Genomic DNA, 25819 nt, shown 5'->3' with positions numbered 1-25819 from the left:
ATTCTATGCTCTATTTCTTTGAAATGACGGTTCCTACCCCACCTTGCATCAGACCAGAGACGTTGTCCAAAGCTGTTATAACTGCCCTAGCATTATCTGAATGTTGTACAAATTCAATAGCGGCCTGTACCTTTGGCAGCATGCTCCCCTTCGCAAACTGGTTTTCAGCAATGTACTTCTCTAATTCATTTATTGTAACATCTTTCAAAGCCGTTTGATTTTTCTGATTATAATTTATATAAACTGCGTCTACTGCTGTCAGAATAATTAATAGATCCGCTCCAACTTGTTCTGCAAGTTTTTCAGATGCAAAGTCCTTGTCGATAACCGCCTCTTGACCAACTAATACCTCACCCTGTCTAACCACTGGAACACCACCCCCACCTACGGAGATTGGTACAACACCGTTCGAAACTAACTTGCTAATAACGTTAGCTTCACACACATTAATGGGCTTGGGAGATGGAACAACCCGGCGATATCCGCGACCTGCATCTTCACTAAAAACATAACCGGGGTGCAAGTGTTGTTGTTTCTCAGCAGCCTCTTTACTATAAAAAGGTCCAATCGGTTTTGTTGGATTCTCAAAAGCCCTATCGTCTTTAGCTACTTCAACCTGAGTAACAACGGTAGCCACCTCTACGTCAATTTGATTACTCCGTAGTTCCTTACCAAGAGCGTTCTGTAACCAATACCCAATGCTTCCTTGCGTCATAGCAACAGCTGTATCTAATGGCATAGCTGGGTTCTCCCTAGTACTCCCCGCAGATTGCTGAAGTAAGAGGTTTCCTACTTGTGGTCCATTGCCGTGCGAAATAATCAGTTGATCTCCCTGCTTAACAAATTGTACTAAATACTTTGCTGTCCGACGTAATGCTTCCTGCTGCGCTTCCGCTGATGCATCTTTAGATAAAATAGCATTACCACCTAAAGCAACAACCACTCTTTTTGCCATGATATTACCTCCAAAATACTTTTAAATTAAGATAAGACAAAACTTTATCGTTTTGTCTTATCTTCACCACCTATTAAATTGTCGGAATCTGCTGGGTAATGCAGTGAATATTGCCGCCCCCCAGTAGAATTTCTCGTGCCGGAACACCCACTACTTTTCGATCAGGATATAGTTCACCTAAGGTTTTCTTGGCAACTTTATCCATCGGATCATCGAATAATGGAAATACAATCCCACTATTTGCCGTATAGTAATTGACGTAACTAGCTGCTAGTCGCTCACCTTCTGTTCTTGGGAGCGTCCCATCAACTGCATCAACGCCCTCACTCTCTTCCTGCGTAATCAATACTGGTTTGGGTACAAGTAGTTTAACAACCTTTAATTTTCGACCTTTAGCATCCGTTGTACGCTCTAAAATATCCAGGTTTTCTTTTGAGATTTCATATTGTGGATCTGTCTTATCGTCAGTCCATGCTAATGCGACAACCCCTGGCTTTACAAAATTAGCGATGTTATCGACATGCCCATTGGTCTCGTCAAGATAAATTCCCTTTTTTAGCCAAATAACTTTCTCCAAATTCAAATTTTGTTTAAGTACTTCTTCAATTTGTTCCTTAGAGAGTTGCGGGTTTCGTCCTTGAGAAAGCAAGCATTCTTCAGTTGTGATTAAAGTTCCTTCACCATCAACATGAATTGATCCCCCCTCCAAAACAAAATCGTTTAACCGATACCGATCCACATGCTCCAGTTCTGCCATTTTTTGTGCAACACGATCGTCCTTATCCCAAGGGAAATACAATCCATCTTCAAGCCCGCCCCATGAGTTAAATGTCCAATCAACAGCTCGCAAACCGCCTCTATCATTCTTAACAAAAGTCGCACCACAGTCACGCATCCAAGCATCATTACTTGAAATTTCAACTACTTCAACATCACCTGCTAATAGGTGTCTTGCATTGGCATACTGATCATCATTCACACCAACGGTCACGTGTTCAAATTCAGAAATGGTTTCCGCTACCTTGGCAAATGTCTTTTGCGCTGGTTTCCCACCATTTCGCCAATTATCTGGTCGCTGTGGCCATAACATATAGACACCTTGATGTGGTTCAAACTCTCCTGGCATACGGAAACCGTCTTTTTTCGGTGTACTATCTAAAGTCTTCATAATCTACCCTCCAACAATCATTTTTCTCCGTGATCACTAATTTCAACATTCGTCTCAAGTTCCTTTCTAATGACAACTGCTGTCACTAGAAAAATTATTAAATCAGCCACCGGTTGACTAGCCCAAATACCATCGACGCCAAAGGCACTGGAGAAGATTACCATGAGTGGAATTGCTAAAAATAAGAATCTTGAGACTCCCAACAATACCGAAACTTTCGTCTTATTAACAGCCTGGTAGTACCCAGACATTAGGTTAGATGTTAACCCAAATGCAGAACATGAAATCATAACCATTGCTCCACGCGATGCAACATGAATTAATTCAGGATCATTCCCAACAAAAAATCCAATGATCTGTGTAGGGAACAAGATGAATACGAGCGTTACTACAAGTAAAATGCTGAAATTACTTATCGTACTGACTTTAACTAGCTGCTTCAATCGCCCTTCATAGCGGGCCCCAAAATTAAAGCTCGCTATTGGCTGCATCCCATTTGTCAGTGCCGTTGTGATTAAATTCAAATCATAAAAAATATAACTATTAATAATCCCAAACGCTGCAACATCAACATCATTTCCCACCCTCGCTAATAGAACATTGGCTGTCCAAGTAAAAGCAAAACTTGAGATTTGAACAATGAAGAAGGGTAACCCAATTTTAAAAGCTTTAAAAAATCCCTTGAATTCAAGCTCAAAATCAAATCTTATTTTCAACCTAGTGTGACTAAACAAGAAGTAAAAAACCGAAAGTGACCAGCTACCAATAGAAAATGCATAGTAAATACCGACACCCTTAATCCCCATCTTGGCAATTATCACTGTATAAAACAGAATAGCCATAGCGAAAATTGATGCCGCAATCATTACCCCCGTTGCAATCCCTGGTTTCTCATCCACACGCAAAACACTACATAGGATTTGACCTAACATACAGAAAGGATATCCTAGCATAAAAATATGAATAAATATCCTAACACTGGGTAATAATGTTGCAGATGCTCCAAGCAACCTACCTACAGCTTCAGCATTGAGTCCAATTATCATTGACAGAATAACTGTTATAATTACCGAAATCCAAAAACCGTCCGAGAAAACTTTTTGTGCTTGTCTTAAATTTCCTTCACCCAGTTTAATTGCAATTGCTGAACTAATTCCCATGCTCAAAGCACCGCCTAGAGCAAGATCCAACAACTCCAACGGCATAATAATACTTACCGTGGCCAAACCTTCAGCACCTAGTCCATTCCCAATGGTAATACCTTCAAACATCACCATTGCTGCCTGAGCCATCATTCCCATGAGCGTGGTAGTACCATACTTGGCGAAAAGCGTTCCAATCTGTTTCGTGCCTAACTCCCTATTGGGCTCATCCCTTACCGATTCATCCATGTAAAATCACTACTTTTCGTTTAGTGGAAAATTAATTATTACGTTCGTCAACGGCGTTCCGTAACATTAATTCAAATTCTGCATCGTACTTGTCGGCAACAGCCTTGGAAGCGTACTTCAATTCTGGGTTCAACAGGTAAACGAAGATAGCACGCATAGCCGTCTTACGGTTTTCAGCTTCGTCCCAAACGATGGAGTAGTCGGAGTCAATGACTTCGTCGGTAACTTCTTCACCACGGGTAGCTGGCAGGCAGTGCATGAACTTCACGTGATCGGAAGCCTTAGATACTAAGTCAGCGTTGACTTGGTACTTAGGGTAGAAGATCTTCATCCGGTCATCCTTGGATAATTCAGCTTCGTACAAGCCGTACCAAACGTCGGTGTAGATAAAGTCGGCATCCTTCATGGCTTCGTCAGCGTCTTCAGTAACTAAGACAGAACCGCCAGAAACTTCAGCGTTCTTCTTACCAATTTCAAGGGTTTCAGGCTTGATTTGGAAGCCTTTAGGGCCAAATTGTACGAAGTCCATCCCCATCTTGGTAGCCATAAACATGGTCGAAACACAAACTTGGGTAGCGTCACCAACAAAGACAATCTTGCAGTCGCTAAGCTTCTTGCCCTTTGGTAAGTGTTCCGTCATGGTAATGATGTCGCCAAGTTCTTGCGTTGGGTGGTTGTAGTCACTCATGAAGTTAACCACTGGCACCTTAGCAAATTTACCAACTTCAGCAACGGTGTGGTGACGTTCAACCCGGGCACCGATGATGTCGAGGATGCGGCCCAGAACTTGTGACGTATCTTCAATGGATTCGTGACCACCCAATTGGATTTGGCCTGGTGCTAAGTATTGGGCATGTCCACCTAATTCAGTCATGGCAGCTTCGGCAGAAGTCCGAGTCCGCGTTGAGGATTGTTCAAAGATCATCCCGAGCGTCTTGTTCTTCAGTAATGGTGGGTAGTAGCCGTTCTTGATGGATTCCTTAATCTTAATCCCCAATTCGATCATGTATTGGATTTCGTCTTTCGTGTAAGTGTTGGTATCAATAAAATCGCGTTTAGTCATGTCAATTACTCCTCTATTAATTTACTTTTTGTATACAATTTTTCCGCCTAACATCGTCAAGTCTACTTTTGTATCTAAGATAGCATCGTTATCTTCCTTAAACAGGTTCTTATCTAAAATAACCAAATCCGCTAGTTTGTTGGGAGCTAACGTCCCGTATTCGCTTTCACGACTTGCTGCGCAGGCAGAACCATACGTATATGCTCGTAAAGCTTCAAACAGTGAAATACGTTCTTTAGGAATCCAACCGCCTTTTGGCTCTTTAGTAAATGCTGATTGACGAGTAACCGCATTATAAATTCCATAAAATGGATTAATCTCAACAACTGGAGAATCCGTTCCAAAGGCTAATGTACTACCAGCATCCAACATCATTCTGAATGGCCACATGTATTGAATACGTTCTTGACCCAAATCCTTTTCAATCCCGTTAGGATCGACCATCAAGTGAGGTGGCTGTACTGATGGAATAACTCGCAACTTACCTAATCGAGCAATATCTTCTTTCTGGAAATTTTCAAGGTGCTCAATCGTTGGATGCAGATATGGCTTGTCCCCATATTTTTCTTGTGCCTCTTCAAAGAAATTAATCAAGTTATGAATCGATTGATCACCAATAGCGTGAACGCGTGGGCTTAAGTCGTTCTTGTATGCCCACAAGACTAATTCTTCCATCTTCTCAACTGGCATTGAGGGATGACCATGATCCCCTTTAAACCAGGCATCTGAATAATCATCTTTAAGATATGCTGTATGCGTAGATGAAACACCATCAAAGAATTGCTTAACACCTTGGCATCGAACCATATTGCCTTGGAATTTATCTCTCAACTCTAATGGTCTGTTTAAATCCTTACGCAGGGTTGGAAACATATTAACTCGGACAGAAACTTTATTATCCTTTTGCATCTTTTCATAAACGTCATCACGAATAAAATCGAGGCCTGGGATGGCCATCATTGAGACATCACAAATTGAAGTAATTCCTAGCTTATTCATTTCAGCCATGTAACTGTTATAAAATTCTTCGACCGTTTCATTATCGAAATCATAAATCTTTGGCTGTAATGCAGATGCGGCAGTGTCTTCAATGATCCCTGTTAATTCACCATCCTCATCCTTGTTATAGCTCCCGCCTTCTGGCGCAACAGAATCTTTGGTGATTCCCAACTTTTCTAAACCTTTTGTGTTCACCCAAAAAGTATGGCAATCAGCTGAAACCATGGCAACGGGGCGATCTGGGTAGACAGCATCAATATCCGCTTTGGTTGGCATCGTTGGATCATCCCACAACGTGTAGTACCATCCAGCGCCAATCAACCATTCATCCTTAGGAATTCGGTCTTCCATCTTCTTCAGGCCAGCAACACACTCCGCAGCGCTCTTATCCTCAAAGCTAACATTAACCAATGGTGAAGCGTATAAGGCCGACATGTACATGTGAACATGTGCATCATTAAAGCCTGGCATGACTAATTTATCTTGTGCTTGAATAACTTTAGTATTAGGTCCCTTATAAAGATCCAGGAACTCTTTCTCACCAACATACTGAATATGGTCATCCTTAATGGCAACAAAACCATTGATTAACTTGTCTGAAACACCATTAAAAATCGCATTACTCTCAATAATTGTATCGGCACTACGCATAACAGCATCTTCCTTTCAATTTGACTTCTTTTCAAATTTTTTAAGACGGCCTATTTCCCGAACTGTTAACCACATTGTCAGAAGAAACGCCAGAACATCTGAAACTGGCTGTGAGAACCAAACACCTGTGACCCCAAGCCAATGGGCCATGATGAAGATTGCTGGAATTCCAAAAATTAGGTAACGACAAATGCCCAAAATCGTAGATTCCAAAATTCTCTCGACAGCCTGAAAGTAACCAGACATTAAATTGGCTGTTAATCCTAAAGCGGCACAAGATACAACAATCTTAGAGTATCCGCCGGCCATCTCAACTAGACTAGAGCCACTTCCAACAAAGAAGGCAACTATTTGATTAGAGAATACAAAACATAAACTAGCTAATATATAAATGCCAACAATATTAGCTATCAAACTAACCTTAATTAGCTTAATTACACGCCCAAATAAATTTGCACCATAGTTATAACTAGCAATTGGTTGTTGACCACCTGACGTTGCTTGAGTAATTAACATTAGGATATAAATGATATAACTATTGATCACTGAAAAGGCTGCAATATCCATCTGAGTCCCATATTTTCCAAGAAAGTTATTCAAAACCATGGTGAATACAGTACTGGATGCTTGAATTAGCATAAAAGGAAAACCAATCTTAGAGATGGCGAGGATAATTTTTTTATCCATCTTTAAATCCGACCAATGAATTTGAAACTTGGACTTTCTACTAAAAATAAAATAGACAAAGAAGAACCCCCAAATTCCAATAGAGAATGCATAATAGAATGCCGCGCCAATAAATCCTATGTGGAGCGGAAATACACTCAAATACAGCCAGAGTGCGGCAATGATTGCTGACGAGGACATCGCCCAAGTTGCAATATCAGGTCTTTCATCCACACGGACCATATAAACTGTGACATGACCAATCATGCAAAATGGATATCCAATCATAAATATCCGAATAAACGTTGTCACCTCACTGTGTAACTGTGGCGTTGCTCCCAAAAGTGTTGCAACTTGACTAGCAAAAACTGCAATTAAGATAGCTACCGTTAGCCCAACGATAATGCTATACCAACTTCCTTGACCAAATATCCGGCGGGCTTCTTTCTCCTTTCCTTCACCCAAACGCATAGCACATAATGTTGACGTTCCAATTGCAAAGAAACCGCCCAGTGCCAACATCAAGTATTCAAGTGGCATGATGATTCCAACAGTTGCTAAACCGTTAGAACCCAATCCACGGCCAATAACCAGCCCTTCAATTACGACCATCACAGCCTGAGCAGCTAAACCTGCAAAAGTTAACATTGTATATCTTGCGAATAATGGTGTAATTTCTTTATGTCCAAGTTCGCTACCGTTAACCTCTTCAAGCGGGTCATTTTCGGTTGAAGAATCCATAAGAATCACCTTTCTTTCAATGAACTTCGCGGTTTAAACTCAGTTCAGACTTTAAATAGACCAATCAATCTTCTATAAATATTTTGGATTTCAAATCCGTTGATCATTCATGAACATGTTTAGCATAAAGGATTCCCGCTTCGGAATAAAGCGTTTTCAAAGCTATTGACTCTAGTGCTTCAGTTGTGTCACGTGTTACATTTCATGAAACATTTTTCACCCAAACACTATTGTTGATTTCTAAGCTATTTAGCACCCAATTACTAGAAAATAGATATAAAAAAGAACACACCTCAGTATTCAACTGAAAGTGTGTCCCAATGCTACATTTAATCTGGTAAATTCTGAATCTGTTTAACCGGTACCGGTAATAAGTCACCGCTAGCCAACAGATACAGGTACTGCCCTGTCACGGGCTTCCCCGTCATCTGCTTTAACGCTGCCGCGTACAGGTTCACTTGACCCCCATAGCGGTCGAGCAACTTGGCTTCACTTTGGGCAACGGCCTGTGCATTGACGTGATCGGTCTTGTAATCAAACAGGATGACCCCGTCCGCCGTTTCCAAATAGCCATCGACAATCCCATGGACCAACACCTGTGAGTCGGCTTCCTTAAAGTCCCGGAACAAGCTTCGTGCCGGCATCAATAAGGAGAATGGCACTTCACGATGGAGGTTTTGAGGGGCCGCCAGAATCTGCTGGCCGAGTTCACTACTGTAGAAGCGCAAAATGAACTCCGGTTGAATGCGTTGCGCGACCTCTGCTGACAAGACCTGGTCAGCCACCAGTTGGTCAATGACTTCCTGAACGCTGGCGGCCGTTGGTGCGGTCGTGACGTCTAGCTTCTGGAGCACCAAGTGGGTCGCGCTCCCAATTTCAGTTGGCAAGGGCTCCCGCACCGTTTGCAAGAAGTCTGGCCGTGCAAAGTCGTGGGTCACGAACCGGTTCCCGGTCGTCTGGCCCGTGGCGCTGGCCCGGTACTCGCCAATCGACGCGTTGTCGGGATCCTCAAACAGCCGCTTGGCTTCTGAGACTGACTGGTAGGCCGTGGTCATCGTTGCCGCCTGGTGTGGATACTGGAAGTCCATGATCCGTTGAATCTGTTCACCGGAAACCGCCTTAGCCGTCACCTTGGCGGCCGTTTCACTGGTCGTTTGGAGCCAATCCGTTGCTGCTTCATTAACACTTTGGGCGGGTTCCAAATCATTAGCCGCCGCAAACGCGATTCCAAAATCAGCGGGGTCGCCAGCTAAACCTGAGAAGGTCGTTGACCCTTGGCGTAAGTCGGCCGAGAATTTGGGATCACGCACCAGGCACATCCCAATCCAGTCGAGATAGTTCGCCTGCGTCGACTTTTCCCGCAAGGTCGCATTCAGCACCAGGTCGGGACTCTGATAAGCCTGCTCCCACGCCGCAATGGCCTCCGTCTGGGTCTTGTGCGACCCAACAATGTAGAGTCGGGATTCCGCCCGCGTTAAAGCCACGTACAGCTTCCGCATTTCTTCGGCCAGGCTGGCCCGCGAAATGGCCTGGGCCGTGACCAGCTTCTGGAGGCTCGGGGCCTTGACGCGGCTGTCCGGGTCCAGATAATCAATCCCAATCCCGGTTTTGCCACTCATGACGTAGTTTCCCTGCTGGTCCTGCTTATTGAACTGACGGGACGCATCCATGATGAAGACCACCGGAAATTCCAGTCCTTTGCTTCCATGAATGGTCATGACCGACACGGCATCCGTTGCTGTTTGCACCGGCGCACCAGCCAAATCGGCATCGCGCTCTTGCAGGCGTTCCACGAACCGGACAAACTGGAATAGACCTTTGAAGCTACTCTTCTCATAGCTTTGCGCCCGCTCATACAGCGCATGCAGGTTAGCCTGGCGTTGTTCACCAGCCGGCATTCCCCCAACATAATCGAGGAAGCCGGTGTCTTGGTAAATACGCCAGATCAAGGTGACCAATTCGTTTTGTTGCGCCACGTCCCGGAAGGTCTGTAGCTGTTCCATGAAGTGGGTCACTTTCGTATGGACCTGCTGCTGGAAATCACTCGCCTTGGGGCCCGCAAAGTTCTGTTGGAAATGCAGTAACGCCTGGTAGTAATCCCCCGTCTTCTGGTTGATTCGAAGCATCGCCAGTTCATTTTCGTTTAACCCTACGATGGGCGATCGTAGTACTGCAGCCAACGGAATATCCTGATAGGGGTTATCGATGATTCGCAGCAACGCCATCATGATTTGAATTTCAGTCGTCTTGAAATAATTCTGTGCATCGTTCACGACCACCGGAATCCCCAGTCGCCGGAGCTCGTCGGTAATGATCAGGTTATTGGTTCGCGTCGGCGTTAACAGTGTAATGTCGCCGTAGGTCATGTCCCGAACTTCTTTAGCATCCCGATCATAAATGGGGGTCTTAGCGGCAATCAATTCCTTGATTTTCTTGCCTACCATGAGGACTTCACCTTGGTGCTTGTTATCGACCTGGAAGGTGGGGTCCATGGGTTCACCATCCCCAGCGGTCTCTTCAGCCCCCTCGGTCAAGTAAACCAGCAACTCGGCGGTGCTCTTGGCGCCAGCACCCTGCTCATCGTAATAGGTCGCGCCATATTTCAGTTGGGCGGAGCCGGTGTACGAAATTTCTCCCAACTCACGGTCCATCAATTGTTTAAAGATCAAGTTGGTAAAATCATCGACATTCTTCATCGACCGGAAGTTTTCGGCTAGTACAATCAACTGACCGGCATCGCCATTGGTTTCGTAGCGGTCCGTCTTATCCATGAAGAGCGTCGGGTCCGCCTGCCGGAACCGGTAGATGGACTGCTTAACGTCCCCCACCATGAAGAGATTACCGTGGGGCGCTGGCTGCGCGATAGCCGTTAAAATGGCTTCCTGCAGCCCATTGGTATCTTGATATTCATCGATCATGATTTCCTGATACTGCTCGCGTAATTGTGCCGCAACCTGACGGGATTGATCCGTGTCACTGGTTAAAATTTCCAGTGCCGCGTGTTCAATGTCCGCGAAGTCCAGGACGTGTCGCCGCTGTTTCTCTTGACGATAGGCATCCCGAAAGGCGCCCACGACCCGGGCCAGTTCACCGACCAATTCGCCGGATTTGGCAATCGTGGTCGTGGCCTGCTCCTCGGTCTGCAGCAGGTAGGACTTCTGTAATTTTTCCAACTGCTTCTTGGCTGGATCATAGTAGGTCGACTTCAGCTCATCGTAAACGGGATAGTCTTCGTTCGTCTTGCGAATCGACGGCATGCGGCCCCAGGAAAATCCCTGAATCGCCGCTCTCAGCGCGTTCCAGCTCTCACCATCTACTAACGCAATGATGCCTTCTAAATCGCTCAGCAGCGGCGTCAGGTGGTCCAGTTGCTTGGTTAAGTCCGCCTGCGTGGCAATCTGTTGGGCACTGGTCAGGTCGGCCTTAATTTGTTGTAATTGCTGACTAAATAACGGCTTTAACCGTTCCTGATAAAAGGTCGTGCCGGTCAAATGGTCACTATCCAACTGATACGGTTGGGGTAAGGCCGCTAACCAGGCCGCTGGGTCGGGCGTCGCGTTGGCAAACGTATAGGTCTGCTGAACCAGTTCGGCCAGGCCATCATCGCTCCGGTCGCCAGAGAAATTCTCCGTTAACCGCGCAAATAGTCCAGATTCATCGTTGGCGTACAGGTCTTCCCGGAGGTCTGCCCAGACTTCATCGCGGAGCAACGCATTTTCCGTTTCATCCGCTAACAACCGGAAGACGGGGTCCATATCGATGACATAATAATAGTGTTGCAGGATTCGCAAACAAAAGGCATCCAGCGTGCTAATATCCGCGACGGGCAACTGGTTGAGTTGTCGCAAATAAAACTGTTGCTGCTCGCTATTGCCCTGGCTCGCCGTGAGTTCGGCGCGCAGGCTGGTTTGAATCCGGTCACGCATTTCCGCGGCCGCAGCCTTGGTAAAGGTCACAATCAGGATGCGGTCGATACCCATCCCCGCCTTCAGGTGCTCAATCACCCGTTGGACCAACACCCGGGTCTTCCCGGAACCGGCTGAGGCTGAGACCAACAAATTATTACCCGTTTGATAAATCGCATCGTGTTGACTCTGCGTGTACTTAAATTTTGTGCTCATCGGGACCCTCCTGTTCCTGCTTCTGTTCCTGCTCCTGCTCCTGCTCGGCCTTGATGCGGTTCATGACGTCATCCTTCTTCAACGCCGCTAAATCGCGGTAATTATTTTCTTTGAGTAAGGGATCAAACTGCATGATTGATTTGTACGGTGAATACTGAAGCGCCGTCTTACTCTGTTGCCGGAACGGCGCCAGGTCAACATGCCCGTCGAAAATTTCGGTGGCTGCCCGTTTGATCAAGCGCTCCGTATGGTTCAACAGCATGTCCAACTCGCCGGGGTTGACCAGCATCTTGCCGTAGGAGGTAATGACCCCCTTCTTGGTCCGCCGTAATCCCCGGTAGAGTAAGGAACTTCCACTAAAATCAGGGTCAGCAAATAACGTATCCAGATTCGTTAACAGATCCGGATCATCCAGCAATAACCCTTGGTACTGTTCCGCCTTGAGCAGGGCATCTTCGAGGTCCTCGCCCAACACATCGGCCGCTTTTAAAATTGGGTTCTGCAGGTGCAGGTACACGGCCCCGGCCAGCTCGGCATCCTCCGGTGAGACATCCGTCAACAGGTCTGGCATATTCTTCTTAACAGCATCCAAATACGTTAGCATCTGCATGGCTTGGCCGTAGTAAGCGTCTTGATAACTAAATTTATGCTCGGAACTCTTGTAATCTACGATACCTAAATAGGTCTTATTGTTGACTTGCATGGCATCCAGCCGGTCAATTCGCCCACGGACGGTGACCTGACGCTGCTTGCCGACATCAAAGGACAGGGCCGTCAGTCCCCGCTCGTCACCGAGGCCAAATTGTAATTCGGTCCGCTTAGGCCGGAACTTGGTCCGCTTGCTTTGCTCCTGTAGGGTTTTGGCCATCCGCCGCATGGTCTTGATCAATTGCTCGCGAATATAAGTCATCCGGTGAGAGCTTTCCAGAATGGCGAATTGCGGATTCTCCGTGGTATCCAAGATTTTGGCAATCACTTCATCCGTCATTTCCCGTAATTGCTGGTCATCCAGCTCAGCCAGGTCCAGCTTCTGTTGGTTGACCAGCTTCATCAGATTATCCAGCGTCGCATGGAAGAACTCTCCGGTGCTAGCCGGTGACAGCTCAAAGACATCCCGCTCCTGCAGCTTCAGCCCATATTTCAGGTAATAGGCGTACGGATTGGCATAATATTCTTCTAATTTAGAAATTGAGGTGCTGATCTTATTGCCATACAACTGGGTCACGATATCTGGCGTTAATGCCGTCGGAACATTACGGTAACTCAGGCTCCCCAGTAACTTGGTCGTCAACTCGCCATAGGTGCTATCCGCCCGTAAAACCTGGAGCACGTACAACCATGCATTAGACAGCGGCTTCTCACGGAGCTGACTGTCGTGGCTGGCCTGCACCAGGTGTCGCAACGTAGTCCGGCGGGTCCCCACAAACGACAGGATATCGCCATCCTCGGCCGTTGGGGTTGCCGCTGCAATCTGCGTTGGCAACTGGAAAAACGCCTGAATCCGCGCAACGTATGGCGACAGTTGTAGGCCATTTTTATCATCATCGCTGGTTGCGGGATAGCTAAAAATCAGCTGCTCACTACTACTGAGAAAGGCCAGGTAGTTCAGGTAGGGTTCCCCCGCCAGTTGGGTCGCAGCGTCATCGCGAAGATAACTATCGGCATCAACCTGCTGGAGTTGCTCACTCAGGTCTTGGCGGTCGTTATCGGCCAGCAAGGTCGTCGGAATCTGATTATCCGGCATGGTATCGGCCGTGGCCCCCATCAGGAAGGTCACCTTGCGATTATTGGTCTGCACGATCCCACTTTCAGAAATGGTGACCTGATCCAACGTCGACGGAATCTGACTGAACTTCGCCCCGGCAAACCCAGCCTGGAGCAGCGCTTGGAAGTCAGCCTGAACGAATGGCGTATCCCCCAGAATCGTATGGAATTCATCCAAGATTTGGCAAAAGGTCGACCACGTCTGTTCGGGTTGCCCTGCCCGCACTAAGTCACCAGCTTTGATGGCCTGGTCTCGCCAAGCCATCAACCGGTCCATGACCCCGGCATTCGCGAGAAATTGGTAGAGCACGGCCACGGCATCAGTATAGGTCTTAGCCCCCCTCAACCGCGCAAAGAATGGCGGCAGGGTCTCTTTCACAAAGTGCCGAATTAAATTAATTTGCCGTGAGATTTTATCGTCTTGGGTGGTTTGTACGCCACCATCCCCGGTAGCAAAGCGGTTGAAGACCCAATCTTTGTCTTGAGTCCACCGATGTTGCCCCTCATACCCATTCTTCAAAACGAGATTTTCCGTCAGGGCCAGGGCTTGGCGGTAGGTCGTCACTGCGATTGGCTTACCATCGGCGTCCTGTGGCAGTAATAACTCTGACTTCAAGACCCGAAAGACGTCGGCGTAGCGGTAGTTCCGCCGCTGCACGTCAAACAGCGCATTCAACAGCTCTACGAAGGGGTGGTCGGCCATCTGCACGTCGGCGTCATCAAAGTACGGAATCGACTGTGCACTAAAAATGGGGTCGATCACCGTCTGATAGGCATCTAAATGGCGCGCCAGCACCAGAAAATCCTGATACCGGTACCGACCGGTCGCCACCATCTGGCGAATCTGCGTGGCGACCCGGGAAACCTCCACGTAGCGGTTATCCGCCTGAATAATCTGGACATTGGTCAGCGATTGGTCTGCGTGCTCTGGCTGGGGTGACAGCGTATTGCTGGCCTGCCAGTAGGCATCTAACGCCTGTAGATCCGCGCTGACCCGTGGTGTTCGGGCCTGATGGTCACGTAACACGTGGACGTGCGCAGCCTGGGCCACCACGTAAAGTTGGTGATATGTTTTGGCCGACTGAAAGAAGAGGTTCGTCGGGTCGGGCAAGTCCAGCGGGTAGCCCTTATCCAGGTTCAACGCCACCGTCACGCTGGCTGCATTTTCAATCAAAACGGCCACCAGTTGCCGTTCCTGCGCGCTTAATTGTGAAAAGCCCTCTAGGTAGAAATGGGCGTGGCTGAGGTCGACCCGTGTTGTCAGATAATCTGCCAATTGGTTCAATAAGTCTGTATTTTCGACGTATTTTCCCAGCATCTGGGTCTCAAATGCCTCATAAATAATCATCAAATCGTGGAGTTTCGCCTGCAAATCAGCGTTCTTGCCCGGAAATTGGTCAATCGCGGCTAACAGGTCGGCGGCCGTCACCTGACCCACTTTGAACTCGGCTAGCTGCGTGGTCAATTGGCTGATAAAGCCCGGCCGGTCGACCTCGCCGCGAAAAATCGTCAACTCATCGGCATGACTTTGGATGATTTGGTAGATCAACATGTTCAATCCGGCCGTCGAGATGCGGGGCAGCTGGTAAACGGGTTCATTTTTCATGAAGAACCAGGCCAGTCGCGTGAACGAGAAGACCTGTACTTGGGTCTGGGCGAAGAGTGGCTGGTCGGGTGCGACCTGGGCCTTCAAGGCAGCCAGCACGTCGACTTCAGTTTCAAATTTAATATGGTTGGGAACCAAGTAATAGCTCTGATCCGTCGGTTGGTCTGTCACCTGCTGGGCCAACGCATCCACCATAGGCTGGCGGTGATCCTGGCCGGCACTTCCTAGAATAAATTGTAAACTCATCTGCGAACCTCCATCTCTTAAGTTCTGTTGCTATGTACTGCCCGGCTTCATGACAGGGACCGGACAGACGGTTAGGTGACTAATCGCAGCTGTGTGGACGATCGTAACCCCTCACCTAATCGTTAAGGTCATGATATCAAAGGCACCCGTCAGTAATTGTCGTTTTCACCAGTTATGGGCAACTTTAGTCCAGTCCGTCCATCTCTTAGGTTGATTATATTCTAGCATACGTCATCGCAAAAGCGAACACTTGTTTGGCACAAATTTTGTCATAATCTGAGGACTTCGCGGGCCATTTTTCTGAAAGCGTGCTACACTTAATCATAATATTAAAAATTGGTGAGAAAGTGGGCTTGCATTTATGAAAGATAGTGAAGAAGTTCAGATTTTACAGGATTTAGTCAGCATCAATTCCGTCAACGGCAACGAAGACGCTGTCGCGACATACATTAAGCAACTCTTCGGTGAACACGGCATCGACGCCAAGATCATTCCCTACGCTACCGGCCGCAGCAACATCGTCGCCGAAATTGGGGACCCAACTAGCGACAACGTCTTCGTCCTAGCCGGTCACTTGGACACTGTGGCCACGGGCGATTTAGCCGACTGGAAATTCGATCCCTTTGCCGCGCACATTGAAGGCAACACGCTGTATGGCCGTGGTGCCGCCGACATGAAGAGCGGGCTGGCCGGCATGTTGATCACCTTCGTTAACCTGGCCGACGCAAAGGTCCAGCTGAATGGTCGTCTGCGCTTTATCGGGACCGTTGGTGAGGAAAATGGGGCCATGGGCTCACGCATGCTGACGGAACAGGGCTACGCCGACGATGTCCGTGGCATGGTCATTGGTGAACCTACCGGCGGCAACCTGGTTTACGCCCACAACGGTTCCCTCAACTATCACGTCTATTCCCGCGGCGTCGGCGCCCATAGTTCAATGCCTGAAAAGGGCGTGAACGCCATCACCAATTTGATCAAATACGTGACCGCCGAAGCCACTGAATTTGACGATGCTCCGGTCAGCCCCGAACTCGGACCACTGGTCCACAGCGTGACCGTCTTCAATGGTGGTGAACAGGTCAATAGCATCCCCGCTAAGGCCGAGCTGCAAGGCAATATTCGCCCAATTCCAGAATTCAACAACGAAGCCGTCATCAACCGGTTAAATGAAACCGTCGACCGTCTCAATCAAGAAGACGGTGTCGACCTGAAGCTCCACGTGGACTACAGTTTCAAACCTATCATTAGCGCGCAGGACTCCCCACTGGTCAAGACGACCAAGGCCATTGCCGATGCCGAATTCGGCCATCCCATCGACCTACAAGTCATCCATGGTGCGACCGACGCTTCCGAATTTACCAAATCAACGAATCAGTTCCCCGTCATCGTTTACGGTGCGGGTAAGTGGTACGACGCCCACTCCTTGAACGAATCCGTGGACCTCGACGAATTCCGCCACGTCCAACGCGTCTACGAACAACTCGTAAAACAAGTCTTAGCCTAACTAAAAACGCTCAGTTTCCGTGAATGTTCCACGTGAAACTAAGCGTTTTTACTTACCCTATTTACCGGCCGTTCGGAAATCATGCGCCCCGAAGTACTGGAGTCCCGGTAGCGCCTGGTAATTCAGTAACTGACTGACCGTGACCAACTTGTAGCCTTTGGCCTTTAAGCGTTTGATAATCGTCGGTACCGCAGCGACGGATTGCTTGTGAATATCATGCATCAACACAATATCCCCACCACGGGTATCTTTCATCACTTCATTAATATCCTTTTGCGTGTTCAGGTAAGACCAATCGCGTGAGTCGACCGACCAGCGGATGATCGGCTGCTGAATCTTCCGGCCCTCAGCCGCGGTGATATTCCCGTATGGTGGCCGAACGTACTGCGGCAGCGTCCCAGTCGCCTGGTAAATGGCCCGATTGGTGCGCATGACCTGACTGGCCGTGTTGCTGGTGCCAATGCTGTTGAAGTCGGGATGATTCCACGAATGGTTCCCTAACTCATTGCCCCCAGCCAGCACGGCCCGGGTAATCTTGGGATAACGACTCACGCTCTGCCCAACCTCAAAGAACGTGGCGTGAACCTTATTTTTCTTCAATGTCTTCAGTAGCCGTGGCGTCAGGGTTGGGTCTGGCCCATCGTCAAACGTCAATGCCACCATCTTGTTTGTCTTGACCTTACTCGTCTTGTCGGCCTTAGGGAGGTAGCGATTCAGCACCTTCCCCTTCAGCTCGCTGTATGGAACCGTGACGTGTTTAAGTTTGAAACTATTTGGCAGCAGTGGCATCCGCAAGCCATCCTTGGTCAGCTTAGCGGTCTTGTTCATGTGTGTCGGTAGCTTCACCTGATAGACCGCGGCCACCTTGGAGCTCTTGGCCTTAGTCGTCTGTAAAATGGACTGGCGCGCCGCCTCCCGAATTGCTGCTAAGCGGTGCGGTTGCTTGTTGGTCAATTGACCATAGGTAACTGTCTTGTTCACCGTCTTGGTCTTCGCCTGGGCGGGGGCCTGAGCGGACAGCGTTCCAGTCAGTAACAGGACCGCCGCGGCCGCCATAACCCCCGTGATGATGCTTCGTTGTCGTTTCCTCATTAAAATCCCTCCTAAAAATAGACTCCCCTGAATCTACTCTTATGTTACCAGTCTTGGCCTTGAAATGAACGCGTTCCGCCTAAATAATTCGGTATCAAAAAAGGGCCACCAACCGAAGTCAGTTTCCCTTTAATCTTCCGCACTATCTGGCGGATTAATCGTTTGGTGATTCTCTTTCAAAACCTCATTGGTGTAATGTTCCAGGTCGGCCAAAACGCTGGCACTGTCGCCCTGTTGCGCGGCCATGTTTTCAGCCACTGCCCAGCGCGCCAACGTGTCCGTGATTGGCACGATGTCTTGGATAATTGCCATGTCCGAGTCATCCTGATGCTGCTCCTGAATCGACCGAAAGCTTTCGACATCGGTGATCAAGCGTAACACCTTGCCCGTCTCACGTTCAACGGATTGAAAAATCACGAAATGAGCCTGTTGATTGGCCTCACCCATGCGTTCGCGAATCGCTTGTAATTGTTCATCATCTATTTTTAATGCCAATGCTTTCACCCCACTGGCTCTATTCTAACAAACATTGCGTGGTGCTACGTAAAATTTTATCAGGTTTCCGCAATCTTTAGGTTCTTTGGGCAAACTTTCGTGTTTTGATTCGCCTCCAAGGTGAGAAAAACTGGGCCGGAACGCTGTGGGCGGACGTCTAGAGCCAAAAGGCGGTCTCTAGACTTGCTTTGAGCCGCCAAAAAACGCGTCTCAAAGTCACCAATTCTCTAACCAGCAAAGCTGGCAAGAGAATTCCCACGGCTTAGCCCATTTTTCTCACCTTTCCGGTTGACACTGGTTTAGCCCATAAAAACAGCAATTATCGGCTTCACCTAATCGGTCATCGTTTAACCACTAATCTCTAGCAGATAGCCAATGATTGGTAGTCGTAACCGCCATCACGCATTAGATCAACGGCCACGCGGGCGACTGTTTCATGTGAAACAGTACCCGCGGGAACCGGGTTACCCTCTTTAATAATCTGCGGGTCACGCCCGGCGCCATCCGTCAATGTGACTGGCCGCAAGATGGTGTAAGGGAACTCCGCTTCGTCGACCAATTTCGCCGCATACCGTTGTTGGTTCAGGTATTCCTTGACGTTATCGATACCGGGGTAGGCTAGGTCTCCCGTCACCTCTTGATCCACGCCCGCCGTGCTGAGCATCACAAAGCGCGCCAGCTTTAGTCGTTGGTGGTATTGCGCGTCGAACAAGGCTTCAAACGCCAAGTCGACATCCATCCCGCTCAAGGCTGAGAAAATAATCGGGTTGTCCTGCAAGGGGGCCACGTAGGTTGCTTCCGCCGTTAAATCTCCGCTAAATTCCGTGACTAAGCTGGCGACATCCGCTGTCAGCGTTTCTGTGGTGGCGTGTAGCACACGGACCGTTGTGTCCGGTTGCTGGGCCAGTTGACGGGCGACCGTTTGTCCCAATGTCGTTGCGCCCACGATTAAATAAGTTGTCATCATATCCGCTCCTTTTTCCTTGCCTCCCAGTGTACCAGAAAGTGGTGAGCGCTAACACCGGGCCAAGATATTTTTCACCACAAAATAAATCCGTTATAATAGGAAATGTATTTGAATCCGGTTTCACAATTAATTAGGAGGGTCTTTGTATGACACACAAACAAGTCACGATTGGTAAAACTGATGTGCAAACAACACCGCTAGGACTGGGCACAAACGCCGTTGGCGGGTATAACCTCTTCCCGAATTTGAAAGATGAAGACGGGCTTAACCTGGTCAAGGCGGGCTTAAACAACGGTATTCAGCTACTGGATACGGCCTACGTTTACGGTCTGGGCCATTCCGAAGAACTCGTTGGTCAAGCGATGCACGACTTTGACCGGCATAGTTTTACCCTAGCAACTAAGGGCGCTCAAGACTTTTCCAGCGGCGAACAGGTCATCAACAACGACCCTAAGTTCTTAACTGAACAAGTTGAGGCTAGCCTGAAACGCCTCAACACCGATTACTTAGATATTTATTACATCCATTTCCCAGATAAACAAACCCCTAAGGCCGAAGCGGTTGGCGCCCTGCAACGGCTGCGGGAACAAGGCAAGATTCGCGCGATTGGCCTGTCTAACTTCAGTCTGGACCAGGTCAAGGAAGCCAACGCCGACGGTTACGTGGACGTGGTCGAAGACGAATTCAGCCTGCTACACCGCGACCACGAAGCCGACTTGATGCCCTACCTGAAGGATCACCAAATCAGCTTTGTCCCTTACTTCCCACTGGCTTCTGGCCTATTGACTGGAAAATATGACGCTGACGTGTCCTTCCCAGCCGATGACATCCGTAGCCAAATCAGCGACTTCCAGGAACCGCGCTACAGCCAAGCCCTGAAGGCTATCGAGGCTATCCGGCCAATCGCCAAGGCACACAATGCCACGGTTGCCCAAACCGTTTTGGCTTGGTACATGCAGGATCCCCTAATCAGCGTCGTCATCCCCGGTGCCAAGCGCGCCGCTCAAGTCGAAGCCAACGCACAGTCTCTGGATGTCACCCTGAGTGACACGGAATATCAAACGATCGATACCGCCTTTGCTGGTTTCAAGAGCATCGAAAGCGGCAAGTCCTTAGCTGACCCAGACTAGGACAAATAGCTGGTTCACTGCCTCCGGGCTGGTGAAAATGGGCCGGGACACGGTGGGCGGACACTTGGAGCCAAAGAACGGTCTCCAAGCTTACTTTGAACCGCCAAGCCCGCGTTTCAAAGATACCAGTTCTCTAGCTGGCAAAAATCGCCACCAAGAGAACTCCCACGGCTGAGCCCATTTTCACCAGCCCTGCGGCTAACTGTGATTTGTCCCGTTACACCGTTACTGGGTAACTTCTATTGGATATTTCACTTCGACAAATTTAAAGCACCACACTCCCCCAAGGGTTCGAGAAAATTTTCTCGGACCCTTTTATTTTGTCTAACGCCGCCATCATGGGATGTTCGTATTTTACGAACTTATTCATAACAAATTAATTCATAATTCGTGATTGCATTTTATTTAGAGAAATGATAAGCTCTATAAGTATTGTTTGAGAGAAAAACACGAACGATAGTCGACAACGTTCGGATTTTACATAAATTCTGCCTTAAAGGAGCAATTATTCATGCAAAGAATCGCTGACTTTTTTCATTTTGAAGAATTGGGCACCAACTATAAGAAGGAAACGCTGGCTGGGTTAACCACCTTCGTCTCCATGGCTTACATCCTGTTCGTGAACCCCCAAGTCCTAGGGGCGTCCGGTATCAGCCAAGGTGCCGTGTTCACCGCAACGGCCTTCGCTTCCGCCTTCGGGTGTATGTTGATGGGCATTCTCGCCAACTACCCGATTGCCATCTCCGCTAGTCTGGGGATTAACGCCTTCTTCTCCTACTCTGTCGTTATTGGCATGAAGATTCCTTGGCAAACGGCGCTGGCCGGTGTCTTCGTGGCCTCGATTCTCTTCATGATTTTGACCGCGTTCAAGCTGCGGGAAAAGGTCGTTGACGCCATCCCTCGTGATTTAAAAATGGCCATCAGTGCGGGTATCGGACTGTTTATCGCCTTTATCGGTCTGAGCCAAGGGGGCTTGGTCATGGCTGACAAGTCCACGGTGGTAACGCTGGGGTCTCTGCAAGTCGGCAGCACCTGGTTAACCATTTTCGGTCTGCTGGTGACGCTGGTTCTGATGAGTGCTCGCGTGCCGGGCGCCATCTTCATCGGGATGGTCGCCAACTCCATCTTAGGTTTAGCCACCGGCCTGATTGCCATGCCAAAACACATCATTTCTGGCGTGCCATCCATCAGCTCGACCTTCATGGTTGGGTTAACCCATGTCACAAGCATTAATTCCCTGCAATTAGTTGTTGTCGTCTTAACCTTCTTACTGGTAACCTTCTTTGACACCACCGGAACACTGGTCGGGTTGGCCGAACAAGCTGGCCTGGTCAAGGATAACAAACTGCCGCGGATCGGTAAGGCCCTGATGGCCGACTCCAGTACGATGGTCGTTGGGTCACTCCTCGGAACTTCCCCAATGGGCGCCTTCGTGGAATCTTCCGCTGGGATTGCCGTGGGTGGTCGCTCCGGGTTTACCGCCATCGTAACCGGTATCTTCTTTATCCTGGGGGCCTTCTTCTCTCCACTGCTCGCTGTTGTCACGAACCAAGTGACCGCCCCGGCTCTGATCATTGTTGGGGTCCTGATGGCCCAATCCCTGAAGAACATTCACTGGGAAAAGTTCGAAGTCGCTGCCCCAGCCTTTCTGATTGTCCTGGGGATGCCCCTGACTTACAGCATCTCTGATGGGATTGCCTTAGGGTTCATCACCTACCCGCTGACCATGATTGCGGCCAAGCGCGGCAAGGAAGTCGGCGCTATGATGTACGGTTTAGCCGTCGTCTTCGTGCTGTTCCTGTGGATTTTAAACGCGGGATAACCCGTTAATTAAAAATATAATATACAAAGAGGCTCGCCAATTTTAGTTGGCGAGCCTCTTTGTATATTATTAGAGATACTTGATTTCAAGCAATGTAGCCCCTACCTCTTCGAAAAATACTGCTTAATGTACGAAACACTCACCAAAGCAATCGTAAAAAGAAGGGCCGTTTTAAAATCAGCAACAAAAAAATAAACCAAAAAGGAAACAGCGCCAACTACCATTAGCAGCGCGACAATCCCATCAAAATGTCTCATTTATCCTCCCCTATTACTATGTATTGGACGAATTTTTGTGACGCCTATCTGGCCAGAAACTCCCCACCACAAAGCAGCCAATCACCCATACAGCTAGCTGCCAATTCAGTTGGCCGGCCTGTGGCCACACTAACCGTGCTACCCAACTGGCACCTAGGAAAGCGATGGAGAAAACCAGGATACGGAAAACTTTCCGTCGTAACGTCTCTGTCTTCTTTGGTACGCGTTGTTGATACCAAGTCTGACTAACCTCATAGGCTGCCACTAAAAACAAGGCAATCGCCAGGTAGTTTGCAACGTTAGCAACCTGCCAGACGCTAGCTTGCCAGCCACGAACGGCCGGGCTGATGGCCAAGAACCCATAAGCCAAATCTCCCAGCACCAGCCACACCAATTCCGCAAACCGGTCAATCGTACCGTGCCAAACTGTCTGCCAGTGCCGTTGCCAAAAAATTAAACTGAGGTTAAACAGCCCCACCAGCAACGCTAAATGCCCTAACCGCCACGGGAGCGTCGCCTGCATGGCTAGTGAGCTGTACAGAATCCCCGCATTGCCTAGAACGATTACAAGGCCCCAAATAAATTTCTTTCGTGTCACGACCCTACCCCTTCCTGGCTGTTCGCCGACCACGAGTCAATAACCAGCGCAAAATATTCACGCCCACGATACCTAATGCGATTGCCGCACTATCCAAGCCCAAAAACAGGTTGGTCGTGGGCGGTAAGCTCATTAAATCCGCGCTAAAACTAATGGCCACCATTAAGATTGCCAGGCCGCCGATAAGGCCCTTCGACCAGGTCCACCAATTTTGCACCGGATTAGAACTGTGCTCATTTAATAAGTAGAGCCAATCCGCCGTCTGTTCAGACGTTAATGACCGTGGATTCCGCCAGAATAAGTGCCCTAAACTCACGGCACTCAGACCAATTGCGGCCACGGCAAAACCTCCCACAGCCAGGAGCCGCCAAGCCCACTCGCCATCCCATTCCAACAGCATCATGGCTAGTTGGAGCGTCACCATAATTAAGATAATATCCCCGAAAAATTGTTGCCAGTAATCTCTTGTTTGCTTCGTCACGCTTATTTCCTCCCCGAAATTTGTGTGCGTTGGCGCAACCGATAGCCCCATAACCCGATATTCATGAGGTAAATCCCTGTGGTCAGACCGGCCACTCCCAGGCCAACTTGCTCACGCCAAAGCGATACGCGTCCGACTTGTAGACTGAGGGCCCCCAACGCAGCCACAACAATAACGACCTTGGACCAGGTCAAGTTCATCTGCTGATAATCCCCATTGGCCTCATTCAATAGATAGAGCCAGTGTCGCCGCTGTTGCCAGTCGAAATCGACGGGATCAGGCCGTGGCCGCCATAGGCTAAGCAGTCCCTCAATCCCCAACAGAATCAGCAGCAACACCAGGAAAATAGTACTTCCCCACTGCCAATACCACTCACTGAACTTAGGCACAGCTTGAATCCCTATGTTGACCGCTACGATGAATAAAAAGGCGTCAAAAACCTGTTGTCGCAAATAACTACGAACGTGTGCTGTCATTACTTTCCTCCCCAGGAAAAACTGGCTGCTTGACTTATAACCCGGGTTAACCCGAGTATATTTCCCCGTTAGATCAACGTCCCCACGTTAATCTAACTGCCCTGTATCCGCGCAACTACTGCCAGCAAAATTGCCAAGACCACCATCACCGCGAGTAAGACCAACACCACTCGGCGCAAGCGCCATGCCACTCGATAGTAACCATAGCTTTGCTGATATCGTCGTAACGCTAGTGACCGCGTTAGCCAGTCGCCGATGCCCACCCCAATCAGGACCGCATACAGCAGCTGATCACGAAACGAGGCAAAAAACAGCAAGGCTGGCAACGCAACCAGGCTCCCAATACAACAGATATCGTAAATGATTAAATACGATTTCATACTGCGGTTCATGGTTAGTTAGCTCCTTCACCTGCCGACTACACCTTCCACAATACCTTACTTTGAGGCGTTTGCATAGCCAAAATCACCACGCCGCCAAACAATCTCTCCGCGAGCAAATTAAAACGCCGATTCCGCTGGCTAACCGAAATCGACGTCACTATTTTCAAACTATAACCCGGGTTAACTCTGACATTTTCACCCTATAGCCAGGCCCCCAGCGCGAACAGCAGCGGGTACGCCACGAAAAATAAGGACGCGCTCTTCACCATTGTCATAAACGTCTGGCGCTTATCCTGAACCCGAAAGAACGGCTGCATCCCCCGCCACATCACGGGCAACAACAGGACTGCCAGCGCGGTCCACATCGGCGCGAGTCCCAGGGCCACGTTGACCAACGGCCACAGGCTGCCCACGACCACAACCCCTTGAATCAACCGCACAGATCCGCGCTGGCCCAGGTAATAGGCCAACGTGTAGCGATGATTGGCAATATCTTCCGTCCGGTCAGCCGTATCGTTGGCCATTTGGAGCGTAAAGAAGATCAGCGTCAGCGGCAGACACAGCAAGAAGGTCACGCCCACCATGCGCCAGGTGAGCGGCCGCTGACCATAGATGGACACGTAAACGCAGGTCAGCTGAATCAAAAAGGCAATTGCCAGCGCCACGATGATGGCCGAGAATGGCGTCGCGTTGATGGGCCGCGGTCCAGCCGTGTAAAAGATGCCAATCAAATAACCCACGATACCAAAGACCGCCACCGGCCAACCCGTCCGCCAAACTAAAACGGCGCCCGGCACCGCCGCCAACGCATACAGGCCCCAGGCCAGTTGTGCGACCCCCATTTTTGGCAAGGCTAATCGGCCAACCGGATTGGTCTGCTGCGCGTACCCTGCCCGGTCGTGCGCGTGCTGATAATCATAATAATTATCGGCCACGTTGACCGCCAGATCGAAAATAAATACCACCACCAGGCACAGCCCAACGTTCACCCAATCCACCGTTCCCGCATAGAACTGGGCAATCGCTGCGCCCAGGATAAACCACATAACGTTGAGTGGCGCCGTGTAGATCTCCGTTAACTCGTAAAACACTGGCCACGTTAACCACCGTGACATTTTCCTCACTCCCCACATTGTTTGACACTGTCCCCAGTTTACCAAATTTACAGCGCAAAACTGGTCCCCAAGCTCACCGAAATTTCCGCCATAAAAATAGGGCGTCACTTCCGCCCCCCATGGACAGT

The 25819-nt window shown here is 49.0% G+C and carries 19 protein-coding genes; 3 read left to right on the top strand and 16 right to left on the bottom strand.

Annotated elements, in window-relative coordinates:
• Positions 1-10: 10 nt before the first annotated feature.
• The 8 genes from arcC to JUF13_RS10210 all read right to left on the bottom strand — a co-directional run bounded on the left by arcC (position 11) and on the right by JUF13_RS10210 (position 15371).
• Positions 11-955, bottom strand: a complete 945-nt coding sequence (gene arcC / locus JUF13_RS10245) for a carbamate kinase (RefSeq protein WP_203639605.1) — start codon at positions 953-955, stop codon at positions 11-13.
• A gap of 73 nt (positions 956-1028) precedes the next feature.
• Positions 1029-2123: an agmatine deiminase gene (aguA, locus tag JUF13_RS10240; protein ID WP_203639604.1), complete on the bottom strand. Its 1095-nt coding sequence runs from the start codon at positions 2121-2123 to the stop codon at positions 1029-1031.
• A 17-nt stretch (positions 2124-2140) separates the two neighbouring features.
• Complete coding sequence (locus JUF13_RS10235; RefSeq protein ID WP_203639603.1) at positions 2141-3514, bottom strand: MATE family efflux transporter; 1374 nt, start codon at positions 3512-3514, stop codon at positions 2141-2143.
• Positions 3515-3545: 31 nt separating this feature from the next.
• Complete coding sequence (ptcA, locus tag JUF13_RS10230; RefSeq protein WP_203639602.1) at positions 3546-4577, bottom strand: putrescine carbamoyltransferase; 1032 nt, start codon at positions 4575-4577, stop codon at positions 3546-3548.
• A 21-nt stretch (positions 4578-4598) separates the two neighbouring features.
• On the bottom strand, positions 4599-6227 hold the full coding sequence (locus JUF13_RS10225) for an amidohydrolase (RefSeq protein ID WP_203639601.1): 1629 nt from the start codon (positions 6225-6227) through the stop codon (positions 4599-4601).
• A 15-nt stretch (positions 6228-6242) separates the two neighbouring features.
• Positions 6243-7634, bottom strand: a complete 1392-nt coding sequence (locus tag JUF13_RS10220; protein ID WP_203639600.1) for an MATE family efflux transporter — start codon at positions 7632-7634, stop codon at positions 6243-6245.
• A gap of 329 nt (positions 7635-7963) precedes the next feature.
• Positions 7964-11755, bottom strand: coding sequence for a helicase-exonuclease AddAB subunit AddA (gene addA / locus JUF13_RS10215; RefSeq protein WP_203639599.1), 3792 nt, complete (start codon positions 11753-11755; stop codon positions 7964-7966).
• Entirely contained in the window at positions 11739-15371 is a 3633-nt protein-coding gene (locus JUF13_RS10210; protein WP_203639598.1) for a PD-(D/E)XK nuclease family protein, read from the bottom strand. The genes addA and JUF13_RS10210 overlap by 17 nt, the downstream gene beginning before the upstream one ends.
• A 361-nt stretch (positions 15372-15732) precedes the next feature.
• Between JUF13_RS10210 and JUF13_RS10205 the strand changes: the two genes are divergently transcribed.
• Positions 15733-16875, top strand: a complete 1143-nt coding sequence (locus tag JUF13_RS10205; protein ID WP_203639597.1) for an ArgE/DapE family deacylase — start codon at positions 15733-15735, stop codon at positions 16873-16875.
• A gap of 57 nt (positions 16876-16932) precedes the next feature.
• Here the strand turns inward: JUF13_RS10205 and JUF13_RS10200 are convergent, their stop codons facing one another.
• The 3 genes from JUF13_RS10200 to JUF13_RS10190 all read right to left on the bottom strand — a co-directional run bounded on the left by JUF13_RS10200 (position 16933) and on the right by JUF13_RS10190 (position 19426).
• Positions 16933-17967 (bottom strand): polysaccharide deacetylase family protein, encoded by a 1035-nt coding sequence (locus JUF13_RS10200; protein ID WP_225893655.1) that lies wholly within the window; start codon positions 17965-17967, stop codon positions 16933-16935.
• A gap of 129 nt (positions 17968-18096) precedes the next feature.
• Positions 18097-18471, bottom strand: coding sequence for a hypothetical protein (locus JUF13_RS10195; protein ID WP_225418159.1), 375 nt, complete (start codon positions 18469-18471; stop codon positions 18097-18099).
• A gap of 352 nt (positions 18472-18823) precedes the next feature.
• The gene (locus JUF13_RS10190) at positions 18824-19426 is read right to left on the bottom strand and encodes an SDR family oxidoreductase (RefSeq protein ID WP_203639596.1); all 603 of its coding nucleotides are present in this window, start codon (positions 19424-19426) and stop codon (positions 18824-18826) included.
• A gap of 149 nt (positions 19427-19575) precedes the next feature.
• Here JUF13_RS10190 and JUF13_RS10185 point away from each other — a divergent pair, with 149 nt between their 5' ends.
• Together JUF13_RS10185 and JUF13_RS10180 are read left to right on the top strand one after the other, a co-directional pair.
• A complete protein-coding gene (locus JUF13_RS10185) occupies positions 19576-20559 on the top strand; it encodes an aldo/keto reductase (protein WP_203639595.1) in 984 nt (327 codons plus the stop codon).
• Positions 20560-21070: 511 nt separating this feature from the next.
• Positions 21071-22381, top strand: a complete 1311-nt coding sequence (locus JUF13_RS10180; RefSeq protein WP_125764840.1) for an NCS2 family permease — start codon at positions 21071-21073, stop codon at positions 22379-22381.
• 273 nt (positions 22382-22654) lie between these two features.
• On the opposite strand, the gene JUF13_RS10175 is transcribed toward JUF13_RS10180, so the two are convergent.
• The 5 genes from JUF13_RS10175 to JUF13_RS10155 all read right to left on the bottom strand — a co-directional run bounded on the left by JUF13_RS10175 (position 22655) and on the right by JUF13_RS10155 (position 25691).
• The gene (locus tag JUF13_RS10175; protein ID WP_203639594.1) at positions 22655-23236 is read right to left on the bottom strand and encodes a hypothetical protein; all 582 of its coding nucleotides are present in this window, start codon (positions 23234-23236) and stop codon (positions 22655-22657) included.
• A 4-nt stretch (positions 23237-23240) separates the two neighbouring features.
• Complete coding sequence (locus tag JUF13_RS10170) at positions 23241-23717, bottom strand: hypothetical protein (RefSeq protein WP_203639593.1); 477 nt, start codon at positions 23715-23717, stop codon at positions 23241-23243.
• Between the two features lie 2 nt (positions 23718-23719).
• Complete coding sequence (locus tag JUF13_RS10165) at positions 23720-24193, bottom strand: hypothetical protein (RefSeq protein ID WP_203639592.1); 474 nt, start codon at positions 24191-24193, stop codon at positions 23720-23722.
• Positions 24194-24285: 92 nt separating this feature from the next.
• Entirely contained in the window at positions 24286-24585 is a 300-nt protein-coding gene (locus JUF13_RS10160) for a hypothetical protein (RefSeq protein WP_203639591.1), read from the bottom strand.
• Positions 24586-24776: 191 nt separating this feature from the next.
• The gene (locus JUF13_RS10155) at positions 24777-25691 is read right to left on the bottom strand and encodes a prenyltransferase (protein ID WP_203639590.1); all 915 of its coding nucleotides are present in this window, start codon (positions 25689-25691) and stop codon (positions 24777-24779) included.
• Positions 25692-25819: the final 128 nt, after the last annotated feature.

The sequence above is a fragment of the Levilactobacillus wangkuiensis genome (assembly GCF_016861605.1).
Classification (GTDB): Bacteria; Bacillota; Bacilli; order Lactobacillales; family Lactobacillaceae; genus Levilactobacillus; species Levilactobacillus wangkuiensis.
The sequence above is the reverse complement of the archived record's forward strand: the minus strand, read 5'-3'. Positions and strand labels throughout refer to the sequence as shown.

Bases quoted from the DNA above. Each gene is read 5' to 3' on its own strand.
- aguA (WP_203639604.1), bottom strand. From the start codon at position 2,123: ATGAAGACTTTAGATAGTACACCGAAAAAAGACGGTTTCCGTATGCCA.
- ptcA (WP_203639602.1), bottom strand. From the start codon at position 4,577: ATGACTAAACGCGATTTTATTGATACCAACACTTACACGAAAGACGAA.
- JUF13_RS10160 (WP_203639591.1), bottom strand. From the start codon at position 24,585: ATGAACCGCAGTATGAAATCGTATTTAATCATTTACGATATCTGTTGT.
- JUF13_RS10220 (WP_203639600.1), bottom strand. From the start codon at position 7,634: ATGGATTCTTCAACCGAAAATGACCCGCTTGAAGAGGTTAACGGTAGC.
- JUF13_RS10200 (WP_225893655.1), bottom strand. From the start codon at position 17,967: ATGAGGAAACGACAACGAAGCATCATCACGGGGGTTATGGCGGCCGCG.
- JUF13_RS10210 (WP_203639598.1), bottom strand. From the start codon at position 15,371: ATGAGTTTACAATTTATTCTAGGAAGTGCCGGCCAGGATCACCGCCAG.
- JUF13_RS10180 (WP_125764840.1), top strand. From the start codon at position 21,071: ATGCAAAGAATCGCTGACTTTTTTCATTTTGAAGAATTGGGCACCAAC.
- JUF13_RS10205 (WP_203639597.1), top strand. From the start codon at position 15,733: ATGAAAGATAGTGAAGAAGTTCAGATTTTACAGGATTTAGTCAGCATC.
- JUF13_RS10190 (WP_203639596.1), bottom strand. From the start codon at position 19,426: ATGACAACTTATTTAATCGTGGGCGCAACGACATTGGGACAAACGGTC.
- JUF13_RS10185 (WP_203639595.1), top strand. From the start codon at position 19,576: ATGACACACAAACAAGTCACGATTGGTAAAACTGATGTGCAAACAACA.
- addA (WP_203639599.1), bottom strand. From the start codon at position 11,755: ATGAGCACAAAATTTAAGTACACGCAGAGTCAACACGATGCGATTTAT.
- arcC (WP_203639605.1), bottom strand. From the start codon at position 955: ATGGCAAAAAGAGTGGTTGTTGCTTTAGGTGGTAATGCTATTTTATCT.
- JUF13_RS10225 (WP_203639601.1), bottom strand. From the start codon at position 6,227: ATGCGTAGTGCCGATACAATTATTGAGAGTAATGCGATTTTTAATGGT.
- JUF13_RS10235 (WP_203639603.1), bottom strand. From the start codon at position 3,514: ATGGATGAATCGGTAAGGGATGAGCCCAATAGGGAGTTAGGCACGAAA.
- JUF13_RS10155 (WP_203639590.1), bottom strand. From the start codon at position 25,691: ATGTCACGGTGGTTAACGTGGCCAGTGTTTTACGAGTTAACGGAGATC.
- JUF13_RS10165 (WP_203639592.1), bottom strand. From the start codon at position 24,193: ATGACAGCACACGTTCGTAGTTATTTGCGACAACAGGTTTTTGACGCC.